The 25271-nt window shown below is 69.9% G+C and carries 31 protein-coding genes; 18 read left to right on the top strand and 13 right to left on the bottom strand.

The window, feature by feature from the left end; genetic code table 11:
• Positions 1-32: 32 nt before the first annotated feature.
• Positions 33-323 (bottom strand): hypothetical protein, encoded by a 291-nt coding sequence (locus DI573_RS01205; protein ID WP_292809765.1) that lies wholly within the window; start codon positions 321-323, stop codon positions 33-35.
• A 22-nt stretch (positions 324-345) separates the two neighbouring features.
• On the opposite strand from DI573_RS01205, the gene DI573_RS01200 reads away from it, so the two are divergent.
• Together DI573_RS01200 and DI573_RS01195 are read left to right on the top strand one after the other, a co-directional pair.
• Positions 346-1860 (top strand): MDR family MFS transporter, encoded by a 1515-nt coding sequence (locus DI573_RS01200; RefSeq protein WP_292809763.1) that lies wholly within the window; start codon positions 346-348, stop codon positions 1858-1860.
• Between the two features lie 77 nt (positions 1861-1937).
• Positions 1938-2156 carry a dodecin gene (locus DI573_RS01195; protein WP_292809761.1) on the top strand — a complete coding sequence of 73 codons (219 nt, stop codon included), beginning with the start codon at positions 1938-1940 and terminating at the stop codon, positions 2154-2156.
• A gap of 21 nt (positions 2157-2177) precedes the next feature.
• On the opposite strand, the gene DI573_RS01190 is transcribed toward DI573_RS01195, so the two are convergent.
• Positions 2178-2303 carry a hypothetical protein gene (locus tag DI573_RS01190; RefSeq protein WP_292809759.1) on the bottom strand — a complete coding sequence of 42 codons (126 nt, stop codon included), beginning with the start codon at positions 2301-2303 and terminating at the stop codon, positions 2178-2180.
• 341 nt (positions 2304-2644) lie between these two features.
• On the opposite strand from DI573_RS01190, the gene DI573_RS01185 reads away from it, so the two are divergent.
• From DI573_RS01185 to DI573_RS01175, 3 genes are all read left to right on the top strand, one after another.
• A complete protein-coding gene (locus DI573_RS01185) occupies positions 2645-3193 on the top strand; it encodes a type 1 glutamine amidotransferase domain-containing protein (protein ID WP_292809757.1) in 549 nt (182 codons plus the stop codon).
• A 14-nt stretch (positions 3194-3207) separates the two neighbouring features.
• On the top strand, positions 3208-3546 hold the full coding sequence (locus DI573_RS01180; protein ID WP_292809755.1) for a hypothetical protein: 339 nt from the start codon (positions 3208-3210) through the stop codon (positions 3544-3546).
• Between the two features lie 62 nt (positions 3547-3608).
• Entirely contained in the window at positions 3609-3959 is a 351-nt protein-coding gene (locus DI573_RS01175; protein ID WP_292809753.1) for a LysR family transcriptional regulator, read from the top strand.
• 24 nt (positions 3960-3983) lie between these two features.
• On the opposite strand, the gene DI573_RS01170 is transcribed toward DI573_RS01175, so the two are convergent.
• Together DI573_RS01170 and ychF are read right to left on the bottom strand one after the other, a co-directional pair.
• Positions 3984-4541, bottom strand: a complete 558-nt coding sequence (locus DI573_RS01170) for an alpha/beta fold hydrolase (RefSeq protein ID WP_292809751.1) — start codon at positions 4539-4541, stop codon at positions 3984-3986.
• A gap of 74 nt (positions 4542-4615) precedes the next feature.
• Entirely contained in the window at positions 4616-5689 is a 1074-nt protein-coding gene (gene ychF / locus DI573_RS01165; RefSeq protein ID WP_292809749.1) for a redox-regulated ATPase YchF, read from the bottom strand.
• A gap of 132 nt (positions 5690-5821) precedes the next feature.
• Here ychF and DI573_RS01160 point away from each other — a divergent pair, with 132 nt between their 5' ends.
• Both DI573_RS01160 and DI573_RS01155 read left to right on the top strand, forming a co-directional pair.
• Complete coding sequence (locus DI573_RS01160; RefSeq protein WP_292809747.1) at positions 5822-6415, top strand: exonuclease domain-containing protein; 594 nt, start codon at positions 5822-5824, stop codon at positions 6413-6415.
• Between the two features lie 59 nt (positions 6416-6474).
• Positions 6475-7686 carry a DNA recombination protein RmuC gene (locus tag DI573_RS01155; RefSeq protein WP_292809745.1) on the top strand — a complete coding sequence of 404 codons (1212 nt, stop codon included), beginning with the start codon at positions 6475-6477 and terminating at the stop codon, positions 7684-7686.
• Here DI573_RS01155 and DI573_RS01150 read toward each other — a convergent pair whose 3' ends face one another.
• A complete protein-coding gene (locus tag DI573_RS01150) occupies positions 7687-7896 on the bottom strand; it encodes a UDP-N-acetylmuramyl pentapeptide phosphotransferase (protein ID WP_292809743.1) in 210 nt (69 codons plus the stop codon). It lies immediately after the preceding gene.
• A gap of 116 nt (positions 7897-8012) precedes the next feature.
• Positions 8013-9002, bottom strand: coding sequence for a class II fructose-bisphosphatase (gene glpX, locus DI573_RS01145; protein ID WP_292809741.1), 990 nt, complete (start codon positions 9000-9002; stop codon positions 8013-8015).
• Between the two features lie 166 nt (positions 9003-9168).
• Between glpX and fbaA the strand changes: the two genes are divergently transcribed.
• On the top strand, positions 9169-10197 hold the full coding sequence (gene fbaA / locus DI573_RS01140) for a class II fructose-bisphosphate aldolase (protein WP_292809739.1): 1029 nt from the start codon (positions 9169-9171) through the stop codon (positions 10195-10197).
• 81 nt (positions 10198-10278) lie between these two features.
• On the opposite strand, the gene DI573_RS01135 is transcribed toward fbaA, so the two are convergent.
• From DI573_RS01135 to DI573_RS01125, 3 genes are read right to left on the bottom strand one after another with little or no spacing between them, the layout of a single operon-like run.
• Positions 10279-10827 (bottom strand): MOSC domain-containing protein, encoded by a 549-nt coding sequence (locus DI573_RS01135; RefSeq protein ID WP_292809737.1) that lies wholly within the window; start codon positions 10825-10827, stop codon positions 10279-10281.
• Between the two features lie 18 nt (positions 10828-10845).
• On the bottom strand, positions 10846-11424 hold the full coding sequence (locus DI573_RS01130; protein WP_292809735.1) for a DUF6264 family protein: 579 nt from the start codon (positions 11422-11424) through the stop codon (positions 10846-10848).
• Entirely contained in the window at positions 11421-12455 is a 1035-nt protein-coding gene (locus DI573_RS01125) for a 4-hydroxy-3-methylbut-2-enyl diphosphate reductase (protein ID WP_292809783.1), read from the bottom strand. Before DI573_RS01125 ends, DI573_RS01130 begins: the two co-directional genes overlap by 4 nt.
• 76 nt (positions 12456-12531) lie before the next feature.
• Here DI573_RS01125 and xseA point away from each other — a divergent pair, with 76 nt between their 5' ends.
• From xseA to DI573_RS01090, 7 genes are read left to right on the top strand one after another with little or no spacing between them, the layout of a single operon-like run.
• Positions 12532-13794 carry an exodeoxyribonuclease VII large subunit gene (xseA, locus tag DI573_RS01120; RefSeq protein WP_292809733.1) on the top strand — a complete coding sequence of 421 codons (1263 nt, stop codon included), beginning with the start codon at positions 12532-12534 and terminating at the stop codon, positions 13792-13794.
• 41 nt (positions 13795-13835) lie between these two features.
• Complete coding sequence (locus DI573_RS01115; protein ID WP_292809731.1) at positions 13836-14066, top strand: exodeoxyribonuclease VII small subunit; 231 nt, start codon at positions 13836-13838, stop codon at positions 14064-14066.
• On the top strand, positions 14066-14707 hold the full coding sequence (locus DI573_RS01110; RefSeq protein WP_292809729.1) for a DUF4245 family protein: 642 nt from the start codon (positions 14066-14068) through the stop codon (positions 14705-14707). The genes DI573_RS01115 and DI573_RS01110 overlap by 1 nt, the downstream gene beginning before the upstream one ends.
• Before the next feature lie 32 nt (positions 14708-14739).
• Positions 14740-15357 (top strand): carbonic anhydrase, encoded by a 618-nt coding sequence (locus tag DI573_RS01105; RefSeq protein ID WP_292809781.1) that lies wholly within the window; start codon positions 14740-14742, stop codon positions 15355-15357.
• 26 nt (positions 15358-15383) lie between these two features.
• On the top strand, positions 15384-16778 hold the full coding sequence (locus tag DI573_RS01100) for a class II fumarate hydratase (protein ID WP_292809727.1): 1395 nt from the start codon (positions 15384-15386) through the stop codon (positions 16776-16778).
• 50 nt (positions 16779-16828) lie between these two features.
• Positions 16829-18349, top strand: coding sequence for a HAMP domain-containing sensor histidine kinase (locus tag DI573_RS01095; protein ID WP_292809725.1), 1521 nt, complete (start codon positions 16829-16831; stop codon positions 18347-18349).
• A complete protein-coding gene (locus DI573_RS01090; protein ID WP_292809723.1) occupies positions 18346-19002 on the top strand; it encodes a response regulator transcription factor in 657 nt (218 codons plus the stop codon). Before DI573_RS01095 ends, DI573_RS01090 begins: the two co-directional genes overlap by 4 nt.
• A 391-nt stretch (positions 19003-19393) precedes the next feature.
• Here DI573_RS01090 and DI573_RS01085 read toward each other — a convergent pair whose 3' ends face one another.
• The 3 genes from DI573_RS01085 to DI573_RS01075 form a co-directional block, all read right to left on the bottom strand.
• Positions 19394-20683, bottom strand: a complete 1290-nt coding sequence (locus DI573_RS01085) for a PhoH family protein (RefSeq protein ID WP_292809722.1) — start codon at positions 20681-20683, stop codon at positions 19394-19396.
• Between the two features lie 290 nt (positions 20684-20973).
• Positions 20974-22098, bottom strand: coding sequence for an aminotransferase class V-fold PLP-dependent enzyme (locus tag DI573_RS01080; protein ID WP_292809720.1), 1125 nt, complete (start codon positions 22096-22098; stop codon positions 20974-20976).
• A gap of 25 nt (positions 22099-22123) precedes the next feature.
• Positions 22124-22909: an isoprenyl transferase gene (locus DI573_RS01075; protein ID WP_292809718.1), complete on the bottom strand. Its 786-nt coding sequence runs from the start codon at positions 22907-22909 to the stop codon at positions 22124-22126.
• Between the two features lie 113 nt (positions 22910-23022).
• Between DI573_RS01075 and DI573_RS01070 the strand changes: the two genes are divergently transcribed.
• Positions 23023-23694: a hemolysin III family protein gene (locus DI573_RS01070; protein WP_292809779.1), complete on the top strand. Its 672-nt coding sequence runs from the start codon at positions 23023-23025 to the stop codon at positions 23692-23694.
• Between the two features lie 10 nt (positions 23695-23704).
• Here DI573_RS01070 and DI573_RS01065 read toward each other — a convergent pair whose 3' ends face one another.
• The gene (locus DI573_RS01065) at positions 23705-24058 is read right to left on the bottom strand and encodes a hypothetical protein (RefSeq protein ID WP_292809716.1); all 354 of its coding nucleotides are present in this window, start codon (positions 24056-24058) and stop codon (positions 23705-23707) included.
• 99 nt (positions 24059-24157) lie between these two features.
• Between DI573_RS01065 and DI573_RS01060 the strand changes: the two genes are divergently transcribed.
• Together DI573_RS01060 and greA are read left to right on the top strand one after the other, a co-directional pair.
• The gene (locus DI573_RS01060; protein WP_292809714.1) at positions 24158-24553 is read left to right on the top strand and encodes a DUF4307 domain-containing protein; all 396 of its coding nucleotides are present in this window, start codon (positions 24158-24160) and stop codon (positions 24551-24553) included.
• A 105-nt stretch (positions 24554-24658) separates the two neighbouring features.
• Positions 24659-25150, top strand: a complete 492-nt coding sequence (gene greA, locus DI573_RS01055) for a transcription elongation factor GreA (protein WP_292809712.1) — start codon at positions 24659-24661, stop codon at positions 25148-25150.
• Positions 25151-25271 lie beyond the last annotated feature (121 nt).

Raw genomic sequence — 25271 nt, 5'->3', positions numbered from 1 at the left:
GACACAGGCAGGAATGCCTGTGCCACCGTTTGTCACACCAGCGCCATCGCGGGGCAGGTCGGTTCGGTTGGCGGTGAGATCATCGACACCAGCTTCGACCAGACCGGGTGGTCGCCCTGGTGGCGGAACTCGTGGCGGTAGCGAACGCCGCGGGTGCGATCGAGCACGAAGAGACCCGGCATGATCCACGGGTCGCCGACGACTTTGCCGAAGAAGTTGCCCTTGAAGCTCGCCCCCGTGGGGTGACGCCTCGTCGAGGTCGCGGAGTGTCTGTGCCGCCTCGATCCCGCACCCGCCGCACCCCGGCCCGTGTGACGTCCCACCCCGCACCAAGGAGCCGCCCCGATGTCAGCGACGAGCACCGACAGCATCCCCACGCAGGGCACCGCGACAGCATCCGTCCCGACGCTCGGCGCACGCGAGAACCGCCTGATCTGGCTGCTGCTCGGCGCGGCGTTCGTGGCGATCCTCAACGAGACGACGATGGGCGTGGCGATCCCCCACCTCATCACCGACCTCGGCATCACGGCGCTCGATGCCCAGTGGCTGACCACCGCCTTCATGCTGACGATGGCCGTCGTGATCCCCACGACCGGATTCCTGCTGCAGCGGCTCACCACACGGACGGCGTTCCTGCTCGCCATGTCGCTGTTCTCGCTCGGAACGCTCCTGGCGTTCCTCTCTCCGGGATTCGAGATGCTCGTCGTCGCCCGCGTCGTGCAGGCGTCGGGCACGGCGATCATGATGCCGCTGCTGATGACCACGATCATGAACCTCGTTCCGCCGCAGACCCGCGGGCGCATGATGGGCCGCGTCAGCGTCGTCATCTCGCTCGCTCCCGCCATCGGCCCCACCGTCTCGGGCGTGCTGCTCGACACCGTGGGGTGGCGCTGGATCTTCGGGCTGATCCTGCCGATCGCCCTCGTCGCGCTGATCGCGGGCGCACGCTGGATGGTCAATGTCGGCGAGGTCAAGAAGGCCCCGCTGGATGTCTTCTCGGTGATCCTCTCGGCCCTCGGATTCGGCGGCGTCGTCTTCGGCCTCAGCCAGATCGGCGGAGCCGCCAGTCACGGCGGCGGAGCCGACGCAGCGGCCGCATCCGCATCCTCGACCGTGGCGCTGATCGTCGCGCTCTCGGTCGGCGTCGCCTCGCTGGCAATGTTCGTCTGGCGTCAGCTGCGCTTGCAGAAGAGCGACGACGCCCTGCTCGATCTGCGGGTTTTCCGCTCGGGCAACTTCTCACTGGCGGTGGTGCAGTTCCTGCTGATCTCGATGGCGTTCTTCGGCGCGATCACGGTCGTGCCCCTGTACATGCAGCGCGTGCTCGGCGTCTCGGCCCTCGAGACGGGTCTCGTGGTGCTGCCGGGCGCCCTGGCCATGGGCCTGCTCGGACCGGTCATCGGCCGTATCTACGACAAGCGCGGACCGCGTCTTCTCCTGGTGCCCGGGTCGATCATCGCCAGCGCCCTGCTCTGGTTCTACACGACGCTCGGCGTCACGACCCCGATCTGGGTGATCGCGGTCGCGCAGACTCTGCTCTCGATCGGTCTGGCGCTGTCATTCACGCCCCTGTTCACGGCGTCGCTCGGGTCGCTCGAGCGTCGGTTCTACTCGCACGGCAGCGCCATCGTCTCCACCGTGCAGCAGGTGGCCGGGGCGGCCGGCATCGCCCTGCTCATCACCGTCATGTCGGGCGTCGCCGCGGGCGTCGTGGCCGGCGGCGGCACCGAGGTCTCGGGAGAGGCCGCGGGAACCCAGGTCGCGTTCCTGCCCGCCGCAATCATCGCGACGCCGACGGTCGTACTGTCGTTCTTCATCCGCAAGCCCGCCGACTCGGTCGGGCCGCCGATGGTGCACTGAGACCGGCCGGTTAGAGGCGCGCGCCGTGCGTGTCAACGGCCTGTCGACGCGGCCCATTCGGGCGTAACGTCACCCGCATGAGCACACACACCTACAGCGTCAGCGAGATCGTCGGCTCCTCCCCGGAGGGCATGGATGCGGCGATCCGCAATGCCATCGCCCGCGCATCGAAGACGATCCGGAACATCGACTGGTTCGAGGTCGTCTCCGTGCGCGGTCACGCCGACGAGGAGCAGGTCCTGCACTTCCAGGTCACCCTCAAGGTGGGGTTCCGCCTGGAGGACCCGGAGGACTGACCGCCGCGTGCTGCGGCGGGGTCAGCTGGTCGAGCAGCAGCCTCCACCGCAGCATGACGCGGCAGCATCCGTCGTCGTGAGAAGGTTCTTCTCGTCGGCGACGGGACGCAGGGTCTGCAGCGGGGTGTTCTCGGGCGTGGAAGTCATGCCCCCATCGTAGACACCTCTCCGCGCGGCCCGGGCCGCGCACGCACGAGTCGATGTCCCACCGGGGTCTTCCTGGTGTCCCACTTTCTGTCGGCCTGGCCGCTCCATGGCGACAACCATCGGGACACGCCCTCGGCCCGCACGCGCGACCGAACATGGATGCCCCGACGCGGGGCGCAAGGGCCGACAGCGACCAACAGGCCCACCGTGGGGCGTCGGCGCGACGGTGGGGCGCGGAGCAGCACGCCCCACCGTGATTCCGACGCCCCAACGCGGGTGAGGCAAGGCTCGGCCTGTCAAGCCCCCGCCACCCGCACCGCGCCCGGCGTAGCGTCGACGACATGAACGATCTGAGTGGAAAGAAGGTCGCCTTCGTCGCGACCGACGGATACGAAGACAGCGAACTGACCTCCCCCTGGGATGCTGTGACCAGCGCCGGCGCCACCGCCGTGCTGATCGCCCCCGAGGCCGGCTCCATCGAGGGAAAGAACGGTCACACCCAGACCGTCGACCTCACGACCGCCGCAGCGAACGCCGCCGACTACGACGCCCTCGTGCTTCCCGGCGGCGTCGTCAACGCCGACCATCTGCGCATGGACAAAAAGGCCGTCGCCTTCGCACGCGCCTTCTTCGAGGCGTCCAAGCCGGTCGCCGCGATCTGCCACGCCGCGTGGACGCTCATCGAAGGGGACGTCGTGAAGGGTCGCACGCTCACCAGCTACCCGAGCCTGAAGACGGATCTGCGCAACGCCGGCGCCGACTGGGTGGATCAGGAGGTCGTCGTCGACCAGGGCTTCGTCACGAGCCGCACACCGGACGACCTGCCGGCCTTCAACGACAAGGTGATCGAGGAGATCGCCGAGGGCAAGCACTCCGGCCAGCACGCCTGATCACCACCCCCACCATGGATGCCCGGGCAGCCTGGTGCTTCAGCCGCCGCAACGGCGTGATCTGCAGTCGGCCGCCCGGGCACGCGGGGTTGCACAATCGTCGCGGCACGGGCGCGATGTGGACGGACCGCGAAGCCGACCCCCCGCGGTGCGCAGGGTCTCGGCGTACGGCCGCTCCGGCCGCGCTCCTGCCGGACGGGTTCCCGCACGGCCGGGCGCTGTGCCCTGTCTGCACGGAGTTCGTCCCCCTGACCCGTGGGGATCGTCTCGCCACTCACGACGCCTTCGCCGGAGCGCGGACGGATGCCGAGGCCGACGCCCGCGCGCAGTGGTTCAACACGAACGGCTGGTGAGGACGCGCGCCTGAGATGATCGAGAGGTCGCCCCGAGCGGCACCATCGAACGAAGGATCCCGGTGAAGATCACCCAGCTGCGGCGGTTCATCGCCGTGATCGACGCCGATCTGCATGTTCCGCGCGCGGCGGACGAGCTCGGCATCCCGCTCGCCGCGCTCTACTCCTCGATCGACAAGCTCGAGACCGAGGTCGGTCAGCCGCTGTTCGCGCGCGAGAAGTCGGGATGGAGGCTGACGCCGGCGGGCCGTCTGCTGCAGGACGAGGCCGCGCGACGCATCGCCGAGGCGCCCCCGACCGCTTCGAAGCCCATGGCATCGACCGGGGGCAAGGCGAAAGCCTCCAAGGGCAAGGGCCGCGCGCCGGTCGTGAAGGGTCAGCCGAAGCCGTTCAAGAAGCGTCAAGGGCGGTAGCACGCCAGTGTGCCGCCGTCGGGCTCAATCCCAGTCGAGGTAGTCCTCGATGGCCCAGGATGTCGCGCCGACATGCGTCGCGGGAAACATGTGCTCGCCGCCCTCGATCGGCACGACGCTGACGAGGCCGGGCGCGGATGCCCGCAGCGCGTCGCCGTTGCCCGGCGGGGTGACATCGTCCGCGGTGCCCTGGATCACGAGGACGGGGACCCCTTCCGCAAGCGGTGGCGCGGCCTCGGGCGCCTCCACGCCGAGCAGCAGCACGCCGTTGACGCGTGCGTGATGCACCAGGGAGAGCTGACGTGCGATCGAGCCGCCGGCGCCGTGTCCGCCCACCCACGCGTCGTCGATGTCGAGGAGATCCATGACGTCGACGACATCCTGAGCGAGATCGTCGATCGCGCCTTCGCGCAGTCCGATCCGCACGACGCGGAAGTCTTCCTGCGAGACCGAGTGCGCGAGCGGCTCGAGGTACTCTGCGGCCAGTCCGCGGTCCGCGATCAGGACGAGCGCGGGACCCTCCCCCTCTGCGGCGTAGGGCACGGCGCGCCCCTCGGGCTCGAAGACCTGCATGCTCGTCATACGCTCGATTCCTCTTTCTGTGCGATCTTCCGAAGCCGTGGAGTCAAAGGATCGTCCCATGCCGGCTGTCCGCGCTACACGTTGAACCGGAACTCCACCACGTCACCGTCCTGCATGACGTAGTCCTTGCCCTCGAGGCGGGCCTTGCCCTTGGCGCGGGCTTCGAGCACCGATCCGGCGGCGATCAGGTCGCCGAAGGAGATGACCTCCGCCTTGATGAAGCCCTTCTCGAAATCCGTGTGGATGACCCCGGCCGCCTGCGGGGCCTTCCAGCCCTTGCCGATCGTCCACGCGCGCGACTCCTTGGGCCCCGCGGTGAGATAGGTCTGAAGTCCGAGGGTGTCGAACCCGATGCGCGCGAGCTGGTCGAGACCCGACTCCTCCTGCCCCGTCGACGCGAGCAGCTCGGCGGCGTCCTCCGGGTCGAGGTCGATCAGCTCGGACTCGATCTTGGCGTCGAGGAAGACGGCCTGGGCGGGCGCGACGAGTGCTTCGAGCTCGGCCTTGCGCGCAGCATCCGTCAGCACCGCCTCGTCGACGTTGAAGACGTAGATGTAGGGCTTGGCGGTGAGCAGGCCCAGCTCCCGGATCGGCGCGAGGTCGATGCCCGACCCCGACAGCAGCACTCCGCGCTCGAGCGCGTCCTTCGCCGCGACGGCGGCCTCGAGGGCGGCGGGTTCGGTCTTCTTGGTCTTGACCTCTTTCTCGATGCGCGGGATCGCCTTCTCGAGGGTCTGCAGGTCGGCGAGCATGAGCTCGGCGTTGATCGTCTCGAGGTCGTTCTGCGGGTTGACCGCACCGTCGACGTGCACGACGTCGTCGTCGGTGAAGCCGCGCACGACCTGCGCGATCGCCTCGGCCTCGCGGATGTTCGCGAGGAACTGGTTGCCCAGCCCCTCCCCCTCGCTCGCCCCGCGCACGATGCCGGCGATGTCGACGAACGACACCGTCGCGGGCAGGATGCGCTCGCTGCCGAACACCTCGGCGAGCTTCGCCAGACGTGAATCGGGCAGGTTCACCACGCCGACATTGGGCTCGATCGTCGCGAACGGATAGTTCGCCGCGAGCACGTTGTTCTTGGTCAGGGCGTTGAAGAGGGTGGACTTGCCGACGTTGGGCAGGCCGACGATGCCGATAGTGAGAGCCACGGGCACTCAGTCTAGGCGCGGATGCCCCGGCCGGCCCGCGGGGCGATACGCGCGACGGATGCCGGGGGTCGACCCCGCGGATGCACGGCGCGCCTGCGCCCCGCTGCCGCCCCGCGCCGCGAGGGTGGGGTCGTGCCCCTGGATTTCACCGCCATCGACTTCGAGACGGCGAACTCCAGCGCCGCATCCGCATGTGCCGTGGGACTCGTGCGGGTGCGCGACGGTCGGGTGGTCGCCCGGGCGGGATGGCTGATCCGGCCGCCCGCGGGGCACGACGAATTCGCCCCGTTCAACACCGGCATCCACGGCATCCGCGCCGCCGACGTCGTTCGCGCGAAGGGCTGGACCGAGCAGCTGGGCGACCTCTGCGCGTTCGCCGGCGCCGATGTGCTGCTCGCCCACAATGCGGGCTTCGACATGAACGTCCTGCGCCGCGCGAGCGCCGCGACGGGTGACGAATGCCCGCCGTACCGATACGCGTGCTCGCTCCAGATCGCGCGCAAGACCTACGCCCTCGCGTCATACCGGCTGCCGTTCGTGGCCGCCGAGGCGGGTTTCTCGGGCTTCGCCCACCACGACGCCACCGCGGATGCCGAGGCCTGCGCCCGCATCGTCATCGACGCCGGCGCGCGGCACGGCGCCGACGACCTCGCGGCGCTCACGGCTGCCGCGGGCGTGCGGGTGTCGCGGCTCGAGGCAGCCGCGGCTGTCGCGCGGGTCGCCTGACGTCCCCGGGGCAGCGCGCCCGACACCGGGATGTCCGAGGTCGCTGACAGCATGAGGGCATGGAACCGCTGACACTCGTCGTGGCCCTCGCGGCCCTCGTTCTCGGCGCGCTGCTGGGCTGGCTGGCACGGGGCGGCCGCGCGCAGACGGAGCTCGCCACCCTGCGCGCCCGCGCGGGCGGCGCCGAGTCACTCGTCGCGGGCCTGCGCGAGCAGCTCGCGCACCAGCGCGCGGCCGACGCCGACCGGGCCGAACGCGAGCGCCGCGACCAGGCCGTGCTGCAGGCGCTCTCCCCCGTGCGCGAGACGCTGCAGAGCGTCCAGCGGCAGATCACCGACCTCGAGCGCGAACGGGGCGCACAGTACGGCGCGATCTCGGCACAGCTCCGCCTGTCGCTCGAGACCGACGAGCAGCTCAGGCGCACGACCGAGTCGCTCGCCGGGGCGCTGCGCTCCAACGGCACGCGCGGGGTGTGGGGCGAGACCGCCCTGCGCCGGGTCGTCGAATCGGCGGGCCTCACACGCCACGTCGATTTCACCCTGCAGACCCACATCGCCACCGATCAGGGCGCGGGACGGCCCGACATGATCATCCGCCTCCCGGGTGACGCCGCGATCCCCGTCGACGCCAAGGTTCCCCTCGACGCCTACCTCGAGGCCACCGCGATCCCGGTGACCGCGTCGGGCGACGAGGCCGAGCGCCGAACCGCCCTGCTGCAGCGCCACGTGCGCGCGGTGCGCGTGCACATCGACGCCCTGGCGAAGAAGGCGTACTGGACAGGCATCGAGGGGGCGCCCGAGTTCGTCATCTGCTTCATCCCCAACGAGTCCCTGCTGGCGACGGCACTCGATGAGGATCCGGCCCTGCTCGACTACGCCTTCACGCGCCGGGTGGCCCTCGCGTCGCCCGTCAACCTCTGGGCCGTCCTCAAGACCGTGGCGTTCGCCTGGACGCAGCAGGACGTCTCCGTCGAGGCCCGCCGGCTGTTCGACCTCGGCTCGACGCTCTACCAGCGGCTGGGTTCGCTCGCGGGACATGCCGAGGCCCTGCGTCGGTCGATCGAGCGCACCGTCGAGAGCTACAACCGATTCGCCGGCTCACTGGAGTCGCGCGTCCTCGTCACCGCACGCCAGTTCCCCGGCATCGACGAGACCCAGCTGCTTCCGGAGGCCGTTCCCCTCACCGAGCGCACCCGACCCCTGACGAGCTCCGAGTTCGTCGCGAGCGCCGACGTCGGCGACCTCAGGGACCGGATCGCGGCGGACGACTGATCAGGCCCCGCCGCCGGGGATGAGGCTCATGAGGGCGACGACCGTGCCCGAGACCGCGACGAAGGCGCCGACCATCCACCACACGCTGATCTCGTGCCCCTCTTCGCGCCGCACGCGAAGGAGCACGTCCGAGCGGCGTGCGGGATCGACGGCATCGGCGACGACCGCGATCGCGCCGGTCCTCGGTTCTTGCGCAGTGCTGGTGCTCATGCGAAACCGTCCTGTGTCTGCTGTGCTGGGGTCACCGTCGACGCTGACTGGCAGCATCCATTGTCGCAGACCGGCCGCCGTTCGTCAGGTAACGATCGGGTCGCAGATGCTCCGCGTCACAGCCACTTCGAGGTCAGGTGCTCCGACGTGATGCGCCGCAGCGTGCCCGACCGGCCGCGCAGCACGACGCTCTCGCTGTAGATGAAGTCGCCCTCGCGACGCACGCCGGCCACGAGCTGGCCGTCGGTGACGCCGGTCGCCACGAAGATCGTGTTGTTGCCCTTGACCAGCTCGTCGGCCTCGTAGACGTGACCGTCGGTGCGCAGCCCCGCATCGGCGCCCTTCTGCTTCTCCGCGTCGTCGCGCGGCCAGAGGCGGCCCTGGATGTGCCCGCCGAGCGCCTTGATCGCACACGCCGTGACGATGCCCTCGGGGCTGCCGCCGATGCCCACGCACATGTCGGTGCGGGCGTTGTGGCGCGCGGCGTTGATTCCGCCCGCGACGTCGCCGTCGGACATCAGGCGCGTGCCCGCTCCCGCCGCACGGATGTCGGCGATGAGCTGCTCGTGCCGCGGGCGGTTGAGCACCGACACGACGATCTCGTCGACCGGCTTGCCGAGCGCCTTCGCGAGCCGTCGGATGTTCTCTCCGACGGGCAGACGGATATCGACGACGCCCACGCCCGCCGGGCCGGTGACGAGCTTGTCCATGTAGAACACCGACGACGCGTCGAGCATCGTGTCACGATCCGACACCGCGATCACCGAGAGCGCGTTCTGCCGACCCGCCGCCGTCAGCGAGGTGCCATCGATCGGGTCGACGGCGACGTCGCACTGCGGCCCTCGGCCGTTGCCGACCTTCTCTCCGTTGAACAGCATCGGCGCCTCATCCTTCTCGCCCTCGCCGATGACGATGACGCCGTCGAAGTTGACGGTCGTGAAGAACGCGCGCATCGCGTCGACGGCGGCGGCGTCCGCGGCGAGCTTGTCGCCGCGTCCGATGAACGGTACGGCGCGAATGGATGCCGCCTCCGTGGCACGCACGAGCTCCAGAGCGAGGTTGCGGTCGGGGTGGAGGGGGCTCATATCGCCCGTGATGCTCACCATGTCGCCAGCCTAGCGACGCCCACCCGCGCGCACAGGAGAATTTCGGCTCAGCGGATGCGAAGGAATCGCGATTCTTATCAGGACAGCATCCAGGCCCACTCCCCGTCCGCCCCGGGGGCTTCGCTAGGCTGAACGTCGGTCACGATCCGATCCCGAAGGAGCCGACATGCCCGTCGCCACCCCCGAGCAGTACGCCGACATGCTGGACCGCGCGAAGGCCGGCGGCTTCGCCTACCCCGCGTTCAACGCCTCGAGCTCGCAGAGCGTCAACGCCATCCTCCAGGGCCTCACCGAGGCGGGATCGGACGGCATCATCCAGGTCACGACCGGTGGTGCCGACTACTTCGCCGGCCACACGGTCAAGGGCCGTGCGACCGGTGCGCTGGCGTTCGCGAAGTTCGTGCACGAGGTCGCGAAGAGCTACCCCGTCACGGTCGCACTGCACACCGACCACTGCCCGAAGCCCGCGCTCGAGGACTTCGTGCTGCCGCTGATCGCCGAGTCCGAGAAGGTCGTCGCCGACGGCGGCAACCCCATCTTCCAGTCCCACATGTGGGACGGATCGGCCGTGCCGCTCGATGAGAACATCGAGATCGCCAAGGAGCTGCTGCCGCGTCTGAAGAACATCAATGCGATCCTCGAGGTCGAGATCGGCGTCGTCGGCGGCGAAGAGGACGGCGTCAAGCACGAGGGCTCGAACGAGGCCCTCTACACGACCGTCGCCGATGTGACGGCCGCCGTCGAGGCGCTGGGCCTGGGCGAGAACGGTCGATACATTTCGGCGCTCACCTTCGGCAACGTGCACGGCGTCTACAAGCCGGGCAACGTCAAGCTGCGCCCCGAGCTGCTCGGCGAGATCCAGGAGGGCATCGCCGCACGCTTCGGCACCGGCCCCAAGCCGCTCGACCTCGTCTTCCACGGCGGCAGCGGCTCGACCGACGAGGAGATCGCCCTCGCGGTCGCGAACGGCGTGATCAAGATGAACATCGACACCGACACGCAGTACGCGTTCACGCGCGCGGTGGCCGGGTTCATGTTCCAGAACTACGACGGCGTGCTCAAGGTCGACGGCGAGGTCGGCAACAAGAGGGCGTACGACCCGCGCGCCTGGGGCAAGATCGCCGAGACCGCGATGGCCGCCCGCGTCGTGCAGGCGACGCAGCAGCTGGGCTCGGCTGGCAAGTCGCAGAGCTGACCGCACGCGCTCACCCGCGCACCGGACCACGCAGAGAGAAGCCTCGGCCTTCGGGTCGGGGCTTCTCTCGTGCGCTCCCGGTCAGGGCGCGCGGAACCCGTCGAGCACGCCCGGTGCACCCTCCGGGCGATCGATCACGACGATCTCGTCTCCGGCGCACACGGATCCCCCGCGGATGACGCGCAGGTAGGGTCCGAGTCGGCGCTCGGCCGCGAACCGCTTGACCCAGCCGCGCTCGTCGGCGCCGCCGATCCAGCGCGAGAAGGTGGCGCACGGCGTGCGCGGCATCGTGACCTCGACTTCGACACGATCGCCGATGCGCCACCGCTCGCCCACGAGCGCCGCGTTGACATCGAGCCCCTCCACGCGCAGGTTCTCACCGAACGCGCCCGGCGCGATCTCGCGATCCAGCTCCCGGGCCCAGAAGTCGGCGTCCTCCTGCGCGTACGCGTAGAGGGCCTTGTCGAATCCGCCGTGATGTCTGCGATTGACCTGCACGTCGCCGCGCACGCCGTATGGGCCGATGAGGACCGCACCCTCGATCGGACGCTTGTCGATCCCGGTCACCCCCGCCGTTCCCGCGTCGGGGAGCAGCTGATGCACGGCGCAGACGGCGAGGAGACGAGGCATCCGCTCATCGTAGGGCGATCAGCCCGTCACGCCCGCCATCAGCGCGTTCCACAGCGCGGGATCGCTCATGATGGGCACGAGCATGAGGCCGCCGGCGATCAGATTGAACACCACGCCCGCCGTCAGCGGGATCCACCAGGTCAGGCGGCCGCGCCGCAGATTCGTCCACGACAGCGCCGCGGTGGCGATCCAGCCCAGACCCAGCACGAGCGCGGCGGCGACGCCCCAGATCTGCGCTCCGGCCGGGACGCTGTACTCGGCTTCGACGCCCATGACGCCCAGCAGCGTGTCGACATAGCCGGAATAGTCCGCCAGCGACGGGATCGAGGTGAGCACGGTGAAGAGCCCGTACCCGAGCAGGGCGAAGGTCGCGATCCGGTCGACGCGGCGCGGGCGGGGGGATGCTGTCGCCGCCGGTGTCTGCACCGGTGCCGGTGCGGACGTGGGCGGGGCGGGCGGAGTGGCCGGGTCGTCGAGGGACTGTCCGGTCTCCAGAGCCCACGTCGCGTCGGGCTGCTGGATGCGGGCGCGCTGCTCCTCGGGGCTCGCGTACTCGCCGAACTGGGGGCGCGGGCGGGGCGTCTCGCCCTCGCTCACGAGCGACTCCGCTCCGCGGCAGTGCGGCCGCCCCGGCGATCCTGGGTGTCCTGACGCAGTTCTTTGGGCAGCGAGAACATGAGGTCCTCCTCGGCGGTGCGCACCTCTTCGATGTCGCGGTAGCCGGCGCCGGCGAGGTCGGCGAGCACCTCCTGCACGAGCACCTCCGGCACCGACGCGCCGCTGGTGACGCCGACGGTCTCGACACCCTCGAGCCATTCCTGCTTGACCTCGTCGGCGTAGTCCACGCGGTAGGCGGCCCTCGCACCGTGTTCGAGGGCGACTTCGACCAGGCGCACGCTGTTGGAGGAGTTGGCCGATCCCACGACGATCACGAGGTCGGCCCCGACGGCGACCTTCTTGATCGCGACCTGACGGTTCTGCGTCGCGTAGCAGATGTCATCCGAGGGCGGATCCTGCAGCTGCGGAAAACGCACGCGTAGCCGCCGCACGGTCTCCATGGTCTCGTCGACCGACAGCGTGGTCTGCGACAGCCACACGACCTTGTCGGGATCACGCACCTCGACGATGTCGGCGTGATCGGGTGAGTTGACGACGGTGACGTGCTCGGGCGCCTCGCCAGCCGTGCCCTCGACCTCTTCGTGCCCCTCGTGGCCGATGAGCAGGATCTCGTAGTCGTCGCGTGCGAACCGCACGGCCTCGCGGTGCACCTTGGTCACGAGCGGGCAGGTCGCATCGATCGCCTGCAGTCCCCTGTCGGCGGCGGCCGAGACAACGGCCGGCGACACCCCGTGAGCGCTGAAGACCACATGCGCACCCTCGGGCACCTCGTCGACCTCGTCGACGAAGATCGCGCCGCGCGCCTCGAGCTCGGTGACGACGTGGATGTTGTGCACGATCTGCTTGCGCACGTACACCGGCGCTCCGTAACGCTCCAGCGCCTTCTCCACAGCCACGACGGCGCGGTCCACCCCCGCGCAGTATCCGCGGGGAGCGGCCAGCAGCACCCGCTTGCGTCCCTGCACCGGGATATCCTGAAGGCGCCCGGATCGCCCCGGAACGCGGGGCATGGGCATACGCACGGTGGGGGTAGTCACCCCTCGATTCTACGGGCGCGATCCTGCGCCCTCTCCGAGAGGAACGCCGATGGTCGATACCGCCGCGCGTCCCGCGTTCGCCCCGGCGGGTGGCCAGGTCCATCCGCGGGACTCCTCCCCCGACCGCCCCTGCTCGGTCGCGGCGCTCGGGACGGTGGTGCGCGACTACGTCGCCAAACTCGGCTCCCCGTGGATCGAGGGCGAGGTGACCGAGTGGAACGTGCGCGCCGTCGGCACCTTCGCGCGGCTGCGCGACATCGACGGCGACGCCGTCATCTCCCTCACGATCTGGTCGCGGGTGCGCGACCGCATCCCCAAGGACATCAAGGCGGGCGATCGCATCGTCGTGTGCGCCAAACCCGAATACCGACTCAAGAGCGGCGACCTGTCGTACGTCGTGTCCTCGGCCAAGCACGTCGGGCTGGGCGACCTGCTCGAGAGCCTCGAGCGCCTGCGATCCCGGCTGCGCGCCGAGGGGTTGCTGGATCCCGGCCGCAAGCGTCGGCTCCCCTTCCTGCCCCACACCGTGGGCCTGATCACAGGCAAGAACACCGACGCCGAGAAAGACGTGCTGCGAAACGCCGAGCTGCGCTGGCCGCATGTCCGCTTCCGGGTCGTGCACGCCGTCGTGCAGGGCGACCAGTGTGTTCCCTCGGTGCTCGCAGCGCTCCGCACGCTCGACGAGGACCCCGAGGTCGATGTCATCGTCATCGCGCGGGGCGGCGGCGATTTTCAGGATCTGCTCGGCTTCAGCGACGAGCGGATGCTGCGCGCCGTGGCCGCGGCATCCACCCCGATCGTCAGCGCGATCGGCCACGAGGCCGACCGGCCCCTGCTCGACGACGTGGCCGACCTGCGGGCATCCACCCCGACCGACGCCGCCAAGCGGGTCGTCCCCGACGTGGCCGAGCAGCTCGCGCTCGTGCGCCAGGCGCGAGCGCGCCTGACCACCCGTCTCTCGCAGAGGCTGCAGCACGAGCAGGTCCATCTCGCCCAGCTGCGCTCGCGACCCGCCCTGCGCGCGCCCGAGAGCCTGATCCAGGATCGCGCCGCATGGGTCGACCAGGCGCTCGCGCGCGGCCGCGCGAGCGCCGATCGCGCCCTCACTCGAGGTCACGCCGAGATCGCACAGCTGCGAGCCTCGCTGCGCGCCCTCAGCCCCCAGCACACCCTCGATCGCGGCTACGCGATCGTGCAGATCGCCGGCGAGGTGGTGCGCGATGCCCGACAGGCGCCCGAGGGCGCCGAGGCGATCGTCACGGTCGCCCGCGGGAGCTTCGCCGCGACCTCCCACGGCGAGCGCGGCGAGTGAGCGCCGCTGAGGTGTCCGATGCCCCGAATAGGATGGTGACCATGACCGAGCAGGCCCCCCTTGCCGAGCTCTCGTTCGAGCAGGCGCGCAACGAACTGCAGCAGGTCATCGTCCGGCTCGAGCAGGGCTCGCCCAGTCTCGAAGAATCGCTCGGTCTGTGGGAGCGCGGCGAGGCGCTCGCCCGGCACTGCGAGGAGTGGCTCGTGGGCGCCAAGCGCAGACTCGACGCCGCCCGCGCCAGCACCGACGCTCCCGCGGCGGAGGATTCCTGATGGCCGGCCAACGGGTCGTCGCTGAGCTCGGTCGCCCCGAGACTCCCGACGAGACGGCGGCACGCAAGGCGGAGTCCTCGCGGGTCTACCGCTCCAGCCAGACGTTCCGCAATCTCATCGCGGCGCTCATCGCCACGCTCCTCGTGGTGCTCGTCGTCGTCTTCGGTGTGCCCCGTGGTGAGCTGCCCGCGCGCGAGAGCATCGACACCGCTCCCGTCGCGGCAGATGTCGCCGAGACGTACGACCGGGCGGTCATCGATCCCGCCGTGCCCGACGCGTGGCGCGTCAACTCCGCGGCCGTCGCCGCCGAGGCCGATGGATCGACGGCATGGACGATCGTATACGTGCCCGATGACACCAGCTTCGTGCGGTTCTCGCAGGCCTTCGATGCCGATGAGGCGTGGGCGCGCAGCGAGTTGCGCGGCACCGCCCCCTCCGGCAGCGCGACGATCGCGGGCATCGTCTGGCAGGTCTTCGAGCCCGCCGACGCCGACGCGGCCGGCAACATCTCCTACGCGCTGGGCACGCAGGCGGGCGCCGACTACGTCCTGGTCTCGGGCTCCGGTTCCGCCGACACCGTCGGCGAGATCGCCGAGATCATCGCCCCCCGTGTCGCCGAGCTGAGGAGCGCTACACCGTGACAGCCCCCACCCCCCTCGCAGTCTGGACCGAGATGCAGGAGGGCAACGCCCGCTTCGTCGCGGGCGAGCCGCGCCACCCGCGCCAGGATGTCGACCGGCGGCACGAGCTGGCCGCCGCCCAGGCCCCCCGGGCGGCCCTGTTCGGATGCTCCGACTCGCGCCTGGCCGCCGAGATCATCTTCGACGAGGGGCTCGGCGATCTGTTCGTGGTGCGCAACGCCGGCCAGGTCATCTCCGACTCGGTCGTGGGCAGCCTCGAATACGCCGTCGCCGTGCTCGGCGTGCCGCTCATCGTCGTGCTCGGTCACGACGCGTGCGGCGCCGTGCGCGCCGCGATCGAGAGCACGGCTGCCGACTCCCCCGCGCTTCCGGCGCACATCTGGCGACTCATCGCGCCGATCGTTCCCGCCGTGCGCCGCGTGCAGCGCGAACTCGTGGCCGAGGGCGGGGTGGCGACCGAGGTCGACCCCGAGCACGTGGGGCGCGAGCACCTGCGCGACACCGTCGCCGAACTGCTGCATTCGTCCGAGCTGATCAGCGACGCCGTGGCCGCCGGCACGCTCGCGATCGTCGGCGCCAACTATCGACTCAGCGAGGGCACGGCCGTGCCCGACGTGATCCTGGGCCTCGCGACGGACGCGACCGCCTGAACCATGAATCCGGAGGGAACGAAGACGTGACGGATACCGAATACCGCATCGAGCACGACACCATGGGCGAGGTGCGCGTGCCCGCCTCGGCGCTCTACGGCGCGCAGACCCAGCGCGCGGTGGAGAACTTCCCCATCTCGGGCGACAGCCTCGATCCGGCGCAGATCGTCGCCCTCGCCCGTATCAAGAAGGCTGCGGCGCTCGCCAACAAGCAGCTCGGCACCCTCGACGGCGCGATCGCCGACGCGATCGCCTCGGCAGCCGACGAGGTCATCGAGGGCCGGCACACCGACCAGTTCCCGATCGATGTCTATCAGACCGGCAGCGGCACGTCGTCGAACATGAACATGAACGAAGTGCTGTCGGCGCTCGCGACGCAGCGCCTCGGCGCGCCGGTGCACCCCAACGACCACGTCAACGCTTCGCAGTCCTCGAACGACGTCTTCCCGACATCCGTGCACATCGCCGTGACGCAGGAGCTCATCGACGATCTGATCCCCGCGCTCGATCACCTGGCGGTCGCTCTCGAGGAGAAGGCAGAGCTCTGGAAGGGCGCCGTCAAATCCGGCCGCACTCACCTGATGGATGCGACGCCCGTCACCCTCGGCCAGGAGTTCGGCGGGTACGCCCGCCAGATGCGGCTCGGCATCGAGCGCGTGCAGGCGGTGCTGCCCCGCGTGGCGGAGGTACCGCTCGGCGGCACCGCGGTGGGTACCGGGATCAACACTCCCCTCGGCTTTCCGCAGAAAGTGCTCGAGTTGCTGGTGGCAGAGACCGAGCTGCCGATCACCGAAGCCAAGGACCACTTCGAGGCGCAGGCGAACCGCGACGGACTCGTCGAGGCTTCCGGGGCGCTCCGGACCATCGCCGTGTCGCTGACGAAGATCAACAACGACCTCCGCTGGATGGGTTCGGGCCCCAACACGGGCCTCGGCGAGCTGCACATCCCCGATCTGCAGCCGGGTTCGTCGATCATGCCGGGCAAGGTCAACCCCGTGGTGCCCGAGGCGACCCTCATGGTGTGCGCCCGGGTCATCGGCAACGACGCCACGATCGCATGGTCGGGGGCGTCGGGCTCGTTCGAGCTCAACGTGGCGATCCCGGTGATGGGCACGGCGCTGCTGGAGTCGATCCGACTGCTCGCCAACACCGTCCGTGTGCTCGCCGACAAGACCATCCGAGGCCTCGAGGCCAACCTCGAGCGCGCCGCGGCGTTCGCCGGCATGTCCCCCTCGATCGTGACCCCGCTGAACAAGCTGATCGGATATGAGGCCGCGGCGAAGATCGCCAAGCACTCCGTCGCTCAGGGCATCACGGTGCGCGAGGCGGTCATCGACCTCGGCTACCTCGAACGGGGCGAGATCACGGCCGAGCAGCTCGACGAGAAGCTCGACCTGCTCTCGATGACCCACGCCGGCTGAGATGGGCGCCCCCGGCGCGCGGCGGGGTGTCGAGGCCGGATAATGAGCGCATGAGCGTGCGCGGGCGACGGACGATCCCGGCGAGGGTGCTGATCCTCGGCGCGATCCTCGCCGTCGCGGCACTCGGCTTCGCCATCGTCGGGGGCGTGACCTTTCTCGCCCAGCGCGACCGCACGGTCCAGGAGATCGACGATCGCCTGCTGAGCCAGATCGATGCGCTCAGCCAGGTGGCCGAGCTGCGGGTGGTCGTCGAGGGCACGGACGAGGGCCCCGGCAACGCCGTGCGCACGCCCGCGGATGAGTTCGCCGACGTCTCGGAGTTCCTGCGCGCCGCGGTCCAACGCCTGATCACCGGACCCCACGAGGCCTCCATCGGTGTGATCGACGGTGTCGTCGCCTATCGCGCGGCGAACGACCTCAGCGCGCAGCTGGCGGCGGACGAGGACTTCATCGCCGCCGCGGTCGAGGCTGCCGCCGATCCCGAGAGCGCACAGATCACGGACGCCGCCGCCGTGCCGGGCACCGTCCGCTACATCGCGGTGCCCGTCCCCGTGAGCGGTGACGACCGCCAGGGCGTCTACATCCGCGCCATCGACGCCACCGCCGAACTCGCCCCGGTGACAGCATCCCTCGTCACCTTCACGGGAGCGGCATTGGTCACTCTGGGCGCGATGGGCGTCGTCGGCTGGTTCGTCACCGGCCGCATCCTCTCGCCCATCCAGCGCATGCGGGAGACCGCCAACGCCATCACGCCGACCGATCTGCGGGCGCGCCTGCCGACCGACGGCAACGACGACCTGGCCGATCTCAGCCGCACGGTCAACTCCATGCTCGACCGACTCGAGGGGTCGATCGACAGTCAGCGCCAGCTGCTCGATGACGTGCGGCACGAACTGAAGACCCCCATCACCATCGTGCGCGGCCACCTCGAGATGATGGACGTCGAGAACCCGGCCGACGTCGCCGGCACCCGAGACATCGGCATCGCCGAGCTCGATCGCATGACCCGGCTCGTGGAGGACATCGACCTGCTTTCGTCCGCCGAAGCGGACCAGTTCGACATCTCGCTCGTCGAGGTGGGCGATCTGACCCTGCGCGTGGGCGATCTCGTCGGCGCGATCCCGGGCCACCCGTGGCAGGTCGTGCACGCGGCGCGGGGCGTGATCGAGGGCGACGAGGACCGACTGCTGCAGGCGTGGCTGCAACTCGCCGACAACGCGGCCAAGTACACGCCTCAGGGCGCGCCGATCGAGATCGGCAGCGATCTGGACATCACGACGGCACGGCTGTGGGTGCGCGACCACGGTCCCGGCATCCCGCCCGCCGCGCGGCGACGCATCTTCCATCGATTCGCACGCGCCGACCACCGGACCGTGGGAGGATCGGGTCTGGGGTTGGCGATCGTGGACGCGATCGCCAAAGCGCATCAGGGAACGTGCGTCGTCACCGACACTCCTGGGGGAGGGGCGACATTCACGATCCACCTGCCTGTCTCACAGGCGGGGGCCGAGACGCTTCCCTCACCCGTCCGCGCCGGCGACGTGGTGTTGCAGAGAGAGGCGACGGGATGACGCACATCCTCATCGCGGACGACGAACCGCGGATCACGGCATTCGTGAGCCGCGGGCTCGAGTCCGCCGGGTACACCACGACGATCGTCGGCAACGGCGACGATGCGCTCGAACTCGCTCTCAGCGGCGACATCGACCTCGTCCTGCTCGATGTCGGGCTTCCCGGCATGGACGGCTTCGAAGTGCTGCGCCACCTGCGCGGTCAGGGCTCGACGGTGCCCGTGGTCATGCTCACGGCCCGCAGCAGCACCCGTGACACGGTGCAGGGGCTGGATGCCGGGGCCAACGACTACGTGGCCAAGCCGTTCAAATTCGACGAGCTGCTCGCCCGCGTGCGCTCGCGCCTGCGGGAGAACGTCAGCACCGGCAGCATCGGCGTCGTCTACGGCGACATCAGTCTCGATCCCCTCACGCGGCGCGCGCGGGTGGACGGCAAGGAGCTCGACCTGTCCGCGCGCGAGTTCGCTCTCGCCGAGCAGTTTCTGCGGCATCCCGGACAGGTCCTCAGCCGCGAGCAGCTGCTGAGCCGCGTGTGGGGACTCGATTTCGATCCGGGATCCAACGTGGTCGATGTCTACGTGCGTTACCTGCGCGCGAAGTTCGGGCCCGAGCGCATCGCGACCGTGCGCGGCGCGGGGTACCGCTGGGAGTGAGTCGTCGCGCCGGACGGCGCAGAGACGCAGGTCGCCGTGGGAGCACGGCGCACACAGCCGACGCCGGCGGATACGAGAAGCCCCCGGTGCTGGGGGACACCGGGGGCTGGGCGAGGCCTCGTACTGGGGGATCGGGCCTCGGGGGACAATCCCGCCGGATTGGGAGGGGGCGGGATTGGTTTTCTCGGATCCGCCGGCCGGACTGGGGAGACCGGAAGCGGATTCCTGACCCGCCGGAGCGGGCGCCTATGGAAGTTTGCATGTACAGAATGACAAACGGGCATGAGAAGATGCCGATAAATGGCATGAGAGTTCTCTCATTCCTGCGCATGAATGCCCTCTGAACGCCGAAGCGGGGGCGGAGCAGCGCTCCCCCCCGCTTCGGGGCGGCTCAGGCCAGCTCGCCGGCCTCCAGCAGGTCGGTCACAAGTGCGGCGATCGCCGAACGCTCGGAGCGCTGCAGAGTCACATGCCCGAAGAGCCCATGGCCCTTCAACGTCTCGATGACCGATGCGACCCCGTCGTGCCGACCGACACGCAAGTTGTCCCGCTGTCCGACGTCGTGGGTGAGCACGACGCGGGAGTTCTGACCGATCCGGCTGAGTACCGTCAGCAGCACATTTCGCTCGAGCGACTGCGCCTCGTCGACGATCACGAACGCGTCGTGCAGCGAGCGCCCGCGGATGTGCGTCAGAGGAAGGACCTCCAGCATGCCCCGCTCGAGCACCTCCTCGAGCACGTTGGGTGAGACGACCGATCCGAGGGTGTCGAACACCGCCTGGCCCCACGGGTTCATCTTCTCGGCCTGATCGCCGGGCAGGTAGCCCAGCTCCTGACCGCCGACGGCGAACAGCGGGCGGAAGACGATGATCTTGCGCTGCTGCTGCCTCTCGAGCACCGATTCGAGCGCGGCGCACAGCGCGAGCGCCGACTTGCCCGTGCCGGCACGCCCTCCGAGCGAGACGATGCCCACCTCCGGGTCGAGGAGCAGATCGATCGCGATCCGCTGCTCTGCGGAGCGACCGTGGAGGCCGAAGGCCTCGCGGTCGCCGCGCACGAGCCGGAACTCGCCCTCCCCCGTGACCCGCGCGAGAGCCGACCCGCGCTCGGAATGGATGATGAGGCCCGTGTTCACCGGCAGGCCCGCCACGTTCTCGTGCGCACCGACCTCGCTCTCGTAGAGGTCGCTCAGCTCGTCTCCCGAGAGGTCGAGGGTCGCGATGCCCGTCCACCCGGAATCCACGGCCTGCTCGGCGAGGTACTCCTCGGCCTGGATGCCCAGCGATGCCGCCTTGACGCGCATCGGCAGGTCCTTCGAGACGACGGTGACCTCCTGACCGTCCTGGGCGAGGTTCATCGCGACCGCGAGGATGCGGGTGTCGTTGTCGGAGAGGCGCAGGCCCGAGGGCAGCACGGTCTGGTCCGTGTTGTTCAGCTCGACACGCAGGGTGCCACCCTGTCCCACCGGCACGGGGAAGTCGAGCCGTCCGTGCTCGACGCGCAGTTCGTCGAGGTGGCGCAGGGCCTGCCGCGCGAAATAGCCGATCTCGGGATCGTGCCGCTTACCCTCGAGCTCCGAGACGACGACGACGGGAATGACGACGTTGTGCTCCGCGAAGCGGAAGAACGCCCGCGGGTCCGACAGCAGCACAGAGGTGTCGAGCACGTACGTGCGCAGCAACTCCCCGGTGTCGTCGTGGCGGTGAGATGCGTGCGAGTGTCGCGTCTCGTGCGAGGTCGTCGTGTGTTGCTGGCGCGCTGCCCCTGTGGTCACAACCTGCTCCCGACCCGGGGTGATCCCCGGTATCCGCTAGTCGACCACGAGGGTTACGAGTCGCACTCTGGTGGCCGACCCGACCGGGCGCCTTGCCCGATGAGATGAAGGTACGACCGCGGGTCGCGGAGGTGCCAATCCGACACGCCCGCGGCAGGTTACGGCGGGGTAAATTCGATGAGACGTGCCGCGAGCGCTCACCAGGAGCGCGCCTGCGCGAAGGCCGCGAGCGCGTCGCCCAGCATCAGGAAAGTGTCTCCCCCGGTGCCCACATGCGGGGACAGGCGCACAAGGCCCGCGCGCACCGTGCAGGTGATGCCGTGATTGGACAGCGACGCGGCGAGGGTCGCGACATCGGCCGGGTCCGGTGCCAGGGCGACGATGCCTGCGCGGCGCGACGGCTCGCGCGGGGTCACGGTGGAAAGTCCGTGACGCTCCGCGAGGAAGAGCACGTCTCGCGTCCGTTCGGCCAGGGCCTGCTCGATCGCGGGGACCCCGACGTCCCGCACCTCGCGCAGCGACGCGGTCAGGCGCGCGGCGGCGATCTGATCCGGCGGGCTGACCGTGAACGCGGATGCGGCGTGCGCGGGTGGCGGCACATCACCCGTGCCGGGCACGATGCCGGTACGACCCGAGAAGACGGGAACGAGGTGCTCGAGCGCCCGATCCGAGAACCAGGCGAAGCCGGTGCCACGACCCGCTCGCAGCCAGGTGTATCCGCTGGCGCACACCACGTCGGCCGCGGCGTAATCGGCTTCGACGACACCGAAACCCTGGATGGCGTCGACGATGAGCAGACGGTCGCCGATGACCTCGCGCAGCGCGCTGAGATCGGCTCGGTAGCCCGTGCGGTAGTCGACGAGGCTGACGGCGACGGCCCGCGTCTCGGGGGTGAGCGCATCGCGCACGACCTCGGGGGTCATGAACCCCGCAGGCGGATCGACCCACTGCGCGTTCGCCGCGTGCAGCGCCTCCGCAGCCCGGCTCACGGCCACGGTGAGACTGGAGAAGTCGAGGCGGGAGAGAACGACACCGCCCGTGACACCGAAAGCTGCGTGCATCAGGGCGTCGGTGGTCGACGGCTGGAGGGTGACGGCGTCGGCACGGGCTCCCAGCATCCCCGCGATCAGTCCTGTGGCGGCTTCGGCGTGCTCGTCGACATGCTCGATGCTCGAGCGGCGGCCGGTGCCCAGCAGCTCGAGATCGGCGGCGCTCTCCTCGCGCACCGTCGGGGAGAGCGGGCCGAAGGCCGCCCAGTCGAGGTAACCCGGTTCGAGATCGAACGTCGCCTGGTACTGCTCGATCGTGCTCACGAGCCTCATTCTGGCACGCGCCGAGCGGGCGCGGTCAGGAGCCGTAGCGCCGATCGCGGGACGAGAAATCCCTCATCGCGCGGAGGAAGTCGACCTCGCGCAGGTCGGGCCCGAGCGCCTCGACGAAGTAGAACTCGCTGTGCGCACTCTGCCACAGCAGGAAGTCCGACAGACGCTGCTCACCGGAGGTGCGGATGACAAGATCCGGATCGGGCTGACCGCCGGTGTAGAGGTGCTCGCCGATCTGCTCGGGGGTGAGGCTCTCGGCCAGCTCCTCGAGCGAGCCGCCCTGCTCGTGGTGTGCGGCGATGATGCTGCGCACCGCGTCGACGATCTCGCTGCGACCGCCGTAGCCCACGGCGAGGTTGACGTGCATGCCGGTGTGCATCCGCGTGCGCTCCTGCACGTCGCTGAGCACCTCGGCGAGCTCGGGAGGCAGGTTCGCCGAACGACCCACGTGCTGCACGCGCCAGTCGCGCTCGCGCGAGAGCGACTCGGCGAGCTCGGCGATGATCTCGAGCAGATCGCCGAGCTCCCGCGAATCGCGCTTGGCCAGGTTGTCGTGCGAGAGCAGGTACAGCGATACGACTCCCACTCCCACGTCGTCGCACCACGTGAGGAACTCGCGCATCTTCGCGGCGCCCGCGCGGTGCCCGTGCGCCGCCGAGTCGTACCCGAGCTGACGCGCCCAGCGCCTGTTGCCATCGATCATCATCGCCACGTGGTGCGGCACCGCATCGCCGGGCAGGCGCCGGCGCAGACGATTGATGTACAGGCGATAGAGGGGACCGCGTCCCTCGTTCGAACGGCCTGTGCTCACCCTCCTACGCTACCGGCCATGTGCCGCCGGGGGCATGCACGGGCGCTTACCCTGAAGGGGTGAGCCGCCGTCGATCCCGCACCCGAGCCCCGGAGGTCCCCGCCCTTCCCCTCATGGAGGCGGCTGACGTCGACGCGAGCATCGAGATCCGGCCGACGTGGCGCGGGTGGATCCACGCCGCCACCTTCCCCGTCGCGATCGCGGCGGGGATCGTGCTCATCGTGCTCGCTCAGGGCACCGCCGCTACGTGGGCGTCCGCGGTGTTCATGGCCACCTCCCTGCTGCTGTTCGGCAACTCGGCGCTCTACCACCGGTTCTCCTGGGGCCCCAAGACCAAGGCCGTGCTCAAGCGGATCGACCACGCCAACATCCTCCTGCTGATCGCCGGCACCTACACCCCGATCGCCGTACTGGCACTCCCGCCCGAGAAGGGGATGCTGCTGCTCACTCTCGTCTGGGGCGGCGCCGTGCTCGGCATCCTGTTCCGGGTCTTCTGGATCGGTGCCCCGCGCTGGCTCTACGTGGCCCTTTACCTCGTGCTCGGGTGGGCGGCGGTGATGTACTTCGGCGATCTGCTGCAGGCCAACTTCGCGATGATGATCCTCGTCGTCATCGGCGGGCTGCTCTACACCGCCGGCGCCGTCGTCTACGCACTCAAGCGGCCCAACCCCTGGCCGGGTCACTTCGGCTTCCACGAGATCTTCCACGTGTGCACGGTCCTGGCGTTCCTCTGCCACTGGACCGCAGCCCTGCTGATCGCGCTGAATCCCGTCTACAACGCCTAGTCGTCCTGTCTCAGCCGCGCGGCGGACCGGATTCGCCCGGGCCGCGCGGCTCCTCGCCGGCGGCGGTGCCCGGGTCGGCGGCATCCCCCGTGGTAGGCCCGTCGGCGGCGGGCCGCGCGTCTCGATCCGCCTGGGCGGCCTGCTCGGCGTCGAGTTCGGCGTCGATCTCGGAGCGGTACCGGGTGCGGCGGATGCGCCGCTGCATGTCCCAGACGAGGGCGAACACCGCGACCACGAGCACCGCGATCACGGCGAACCCTCCGAAGCCCGGGGTCACCAGCTCATCGGGCGGTGTCGTGGGCGACGGGGAGGGCACGGGGGTCGCCGCGAGGACGCCGAGAACGGTGAAGGGGATGAACGACATCGGGGTCCTGTTCCGCACGGTCGCCGCGACGGTGACGTCGGGGCCTCCGCGAACGCATAGCCTGGAGATTCCAGCCTAACTTCTCCCCCGGATCGACCGATGACCGCGCAAGAACACCTCGATGACCGCTACGGCCGCACTCGCCGCCCGGGTCGCCGGCGCGCGGCGTGGGTCGCCGTCATCGCCGTCGCGGCGCTCGCCGTGGGTGCGCTCGCGTGGGTCACGATCAGCTCGACGCTCGACGACGTGCGCGCCGACGACACGGGGTTCACCGTCGTCGACGAGCACGCGGTGTCGGTGTCGTTCCAGGTGAGCGGGCCGACGGGGCGGGAGATCGCCTGCGCCCTCGAGGCACTCGATCCCGAGTTCGGCGTGGTCGGGTGGAAGGTCATCGTGCTGCCCCCCGCCGCCGAGGCCACCCGGGCGTTCACCGAGACCGTGCCGACGCTCGCGCGCGCGACGACGGGTTTGGTGAACTCCTGCTGGGTCACCTAGGCTTTCAGCCACACCACGACACGCCCTGGCACGATGCCGGGGCGTTTTGATTAGTCGGTGGGCCTGGCGCCCCCGGATACCCACTTCTGAACGAAGGAGCACACCGTGTCGAACGATGCCCCGGTGACCTTCCTCACGCAGGACGCCTACGATCGTCTCGCCGCCGAGCTCGAGCACCTCGCCACCACGGGGCGCGAGGAGATCGCGGCGCGCATCGAGGCCGCCCGCGAGGAGGGCGACCTCAAGGAGAACGGCGGCTACCACGCCGCCAAAGACGAGCAGGGTCGCCAGGAGGCGCGCATCCGCAACCTGCAGCAGCTGCTCAAGTCCGCCGTCGTCGGCGATGCCCCCGAATCCGATGGCACCGTCGTGCCGGGCACCGTCGTCACGGCAAACGTCGCCGGACGCGAACTGCGGTTCCTCCTCGCCAACCGCGAGCTCGCCGCCGACTCGGCCCTCTCCGTGTACAGCGAGGCGAGCCCGATCGGCGCCGCGATCCTCGGACTGAAGGAGGGCGACACGACGACCTATGCCGCCCCCAACGGCCGCGACATGCCCGTTGAGATCGTCAAGGTCGAGACGTACGCGGGCGACTGAGCGACAGCATCCCGCGCCTCACCCTCTCGGGTTCGCGGTTGGTGCGCGTGGGTGAGCGTGTCCCGATTTCTGTCGCTTGATCGACGCCACAGCGACAGAAATCGGGACACGCAAGTCTGCG

Origin of the sequence: Microbacterium sp., from assembly GCF_003248605.1 — a bacterium.
GTDB lineage: Bacteria > Actinomycetota > Actinomycetes > Actinomycetales > Microbacteriaceae > Microbacterium.
This window is presented reverse-complemented; position numbering and strand designations above follow the sequence as displayed.

What these genes read in the sequence shown, in the direction of transcription:
- DI573_RS01200 (WP_292809763.1), top strand. Translation starts at nt 346, where the DNA reads ATGTCAGCGACGAGCACCGACAGCATCCCCACGCAGGGCACCGCGACA.
- DI573_RS01195 (WP_292809761.1), top strand. Translation starts at nt 1,938, where the DNA reads ATGAGCACACACACCTACAGCGTCAGCGAGATCGTCGGCTCCTCCCCG.
- DI573_RS01190 (WP_292809759.1), bottom strand. Translation starts at nt 2,303, where the DNA reads ATGACTTCCACGCCCGAGAACACCCCGCTGCAGACCCTGCGTCCCGTC.
- DI573_RS01185 (WP_292809757.1), top strand. Translation starts at nt 2,645, where the DNA reads ATGAACGATCTGAGTGGAAAGAAGGTCGCCTTCGTCGCGACCGACGGA.
- DI573_RS01180 (WP_292809755.1), top strand. Translation starts at nt 3,208, where the DNA reads ATGGATGCCCGGGCAGCCTGGTGCTTCAGCCGCCGCAACGGCGTGATC.
- DI573_RS01170 (WP_292809751.1), bottom strand. Translation starts at nt 4,541, where the DNA reads ATGACGAGCATGCAGGTCTTCGAGCCCGAGGGGCGCGCCGTGCCCTAC.
- DI573_RS01155 (WP_292809745.1), top strand. Translation starts at nt 6,475, where the DNA reads ATGGAACCGCTGACACTCGTCGTGGCCCTCGCGGCCCTCGTTCTCGGC.
- DI573_RS01150 (WP_292809743.1), bottom strand. Translation starts at nt 7,896, where the DNA reads ATGAGCACCAGCACTGCGCAAGAACCGAGGACCGGCGCGATCGCGGTC.
- glpX (WP_292809741.1), bottom strand. Translation starts at nt 9,002, where the DNA reads ATGGTGAGCATCACGGGCGATATGAGCCCCCTCCACCCCGACCGCAAC.
- fbaA (WP_292809739.1), top strand. Translation starts at nt 9,169, where the DNA reads ATGCCCGTCGCCACCCCCGAGCAGTACGCCGACATGCTGGACCGCGCG.
- DI573_RS01135 (WP_292809737.1), bottom strand. Translation starts at nt 10,827, where the DNA reads ATGCCTCGTCTCCTCGCCGTCTGCGCCGTGCATCAGCTGCTCCCCGAC.
- DI573_RS01125 (WP_292809783.1), bottom strand. Translation starts at nt 12,455, where the DNA reads ATGCCCCGCGTTCCGGGGCGATCCGGGCGCCTTCAGGATATCCCGGTG.
- xseA (WP_292809733.1), top strand. Translation starts at nt 12,532, where the DNA reads ATGGTCGATACCGCCGCGCGTCCCGCGTTCGCCCCGGCGGGTGGCCAG.
- DI573_RS01115 (WP_292809731.1), top strand. Translation starts at nt 13,836, where the DNA reads ATGACCGAGCAGGCCCCCCTTGCCGAGCTCTCGTTCGAGCAGGCGCGC.
- DI573_RS01110 (WP_292809729.1), top strand. Translation starts at nt 14,066, where the DNA reads ATGGCCGGCCAACGGGTCGTCGCTGAGCTCGGTCGCCCCGAGACTCCC.
- DI573_RS01105 (WP_292809781.1), top strand. Translation starts at nt 14,740, where the DNA reads ATGCAGGAGGGCAACGCCCGCTTCGTCGCGGGCGAGCCGCGCCACCCG.
- DI573_RS01095 (WP_292809725.1), top strand. Translation starts at nt 16,829, where the DNA reads ATGAGCGTGCGCGGGCGACGGACGATCCCGGCGAGGGTGCTGATCCTC.
- DI573_RS01090 (WP_292809723.1), top strand. Translation starts at nt 18,346, where the DNA reads ATGACGCACATCCTCATCGCGGACGACGAACCGCGGATCACGGCATTC.
- DI573_RS01080 (WP_292809720.1), bottom strand. Translation starts at nt 22,098, where the DNA reads ATGAGGCTCGTGAGCACGATCGAGCAGTACCAGGCGACGTTCGATCTC.
- DI573_RS01070 (WP_292809779.1), top strand. Translation starts at nt 23,023, where the DNA reads ATGGAGGCGGCTGACGTCGACGCGAGCATCGAGATCCGGCCGACGTGG.
- DI573_RS01065 (WP_292809716.1), bottom strand. Translation starts at nt 24,058, where the DNA reads ATGTCGTTCATCCCCTTCACCGTTCTCGGCGTCCTCGCGGCGACCCCC.
- DI573_RS01060 (WP_292809714.1), top strand. Translation starts at nt 24,158, where the DNA reads ATGACCGCGCAAGAACACCTCGATGACCGCTACGGCCGCACTCGCCGC.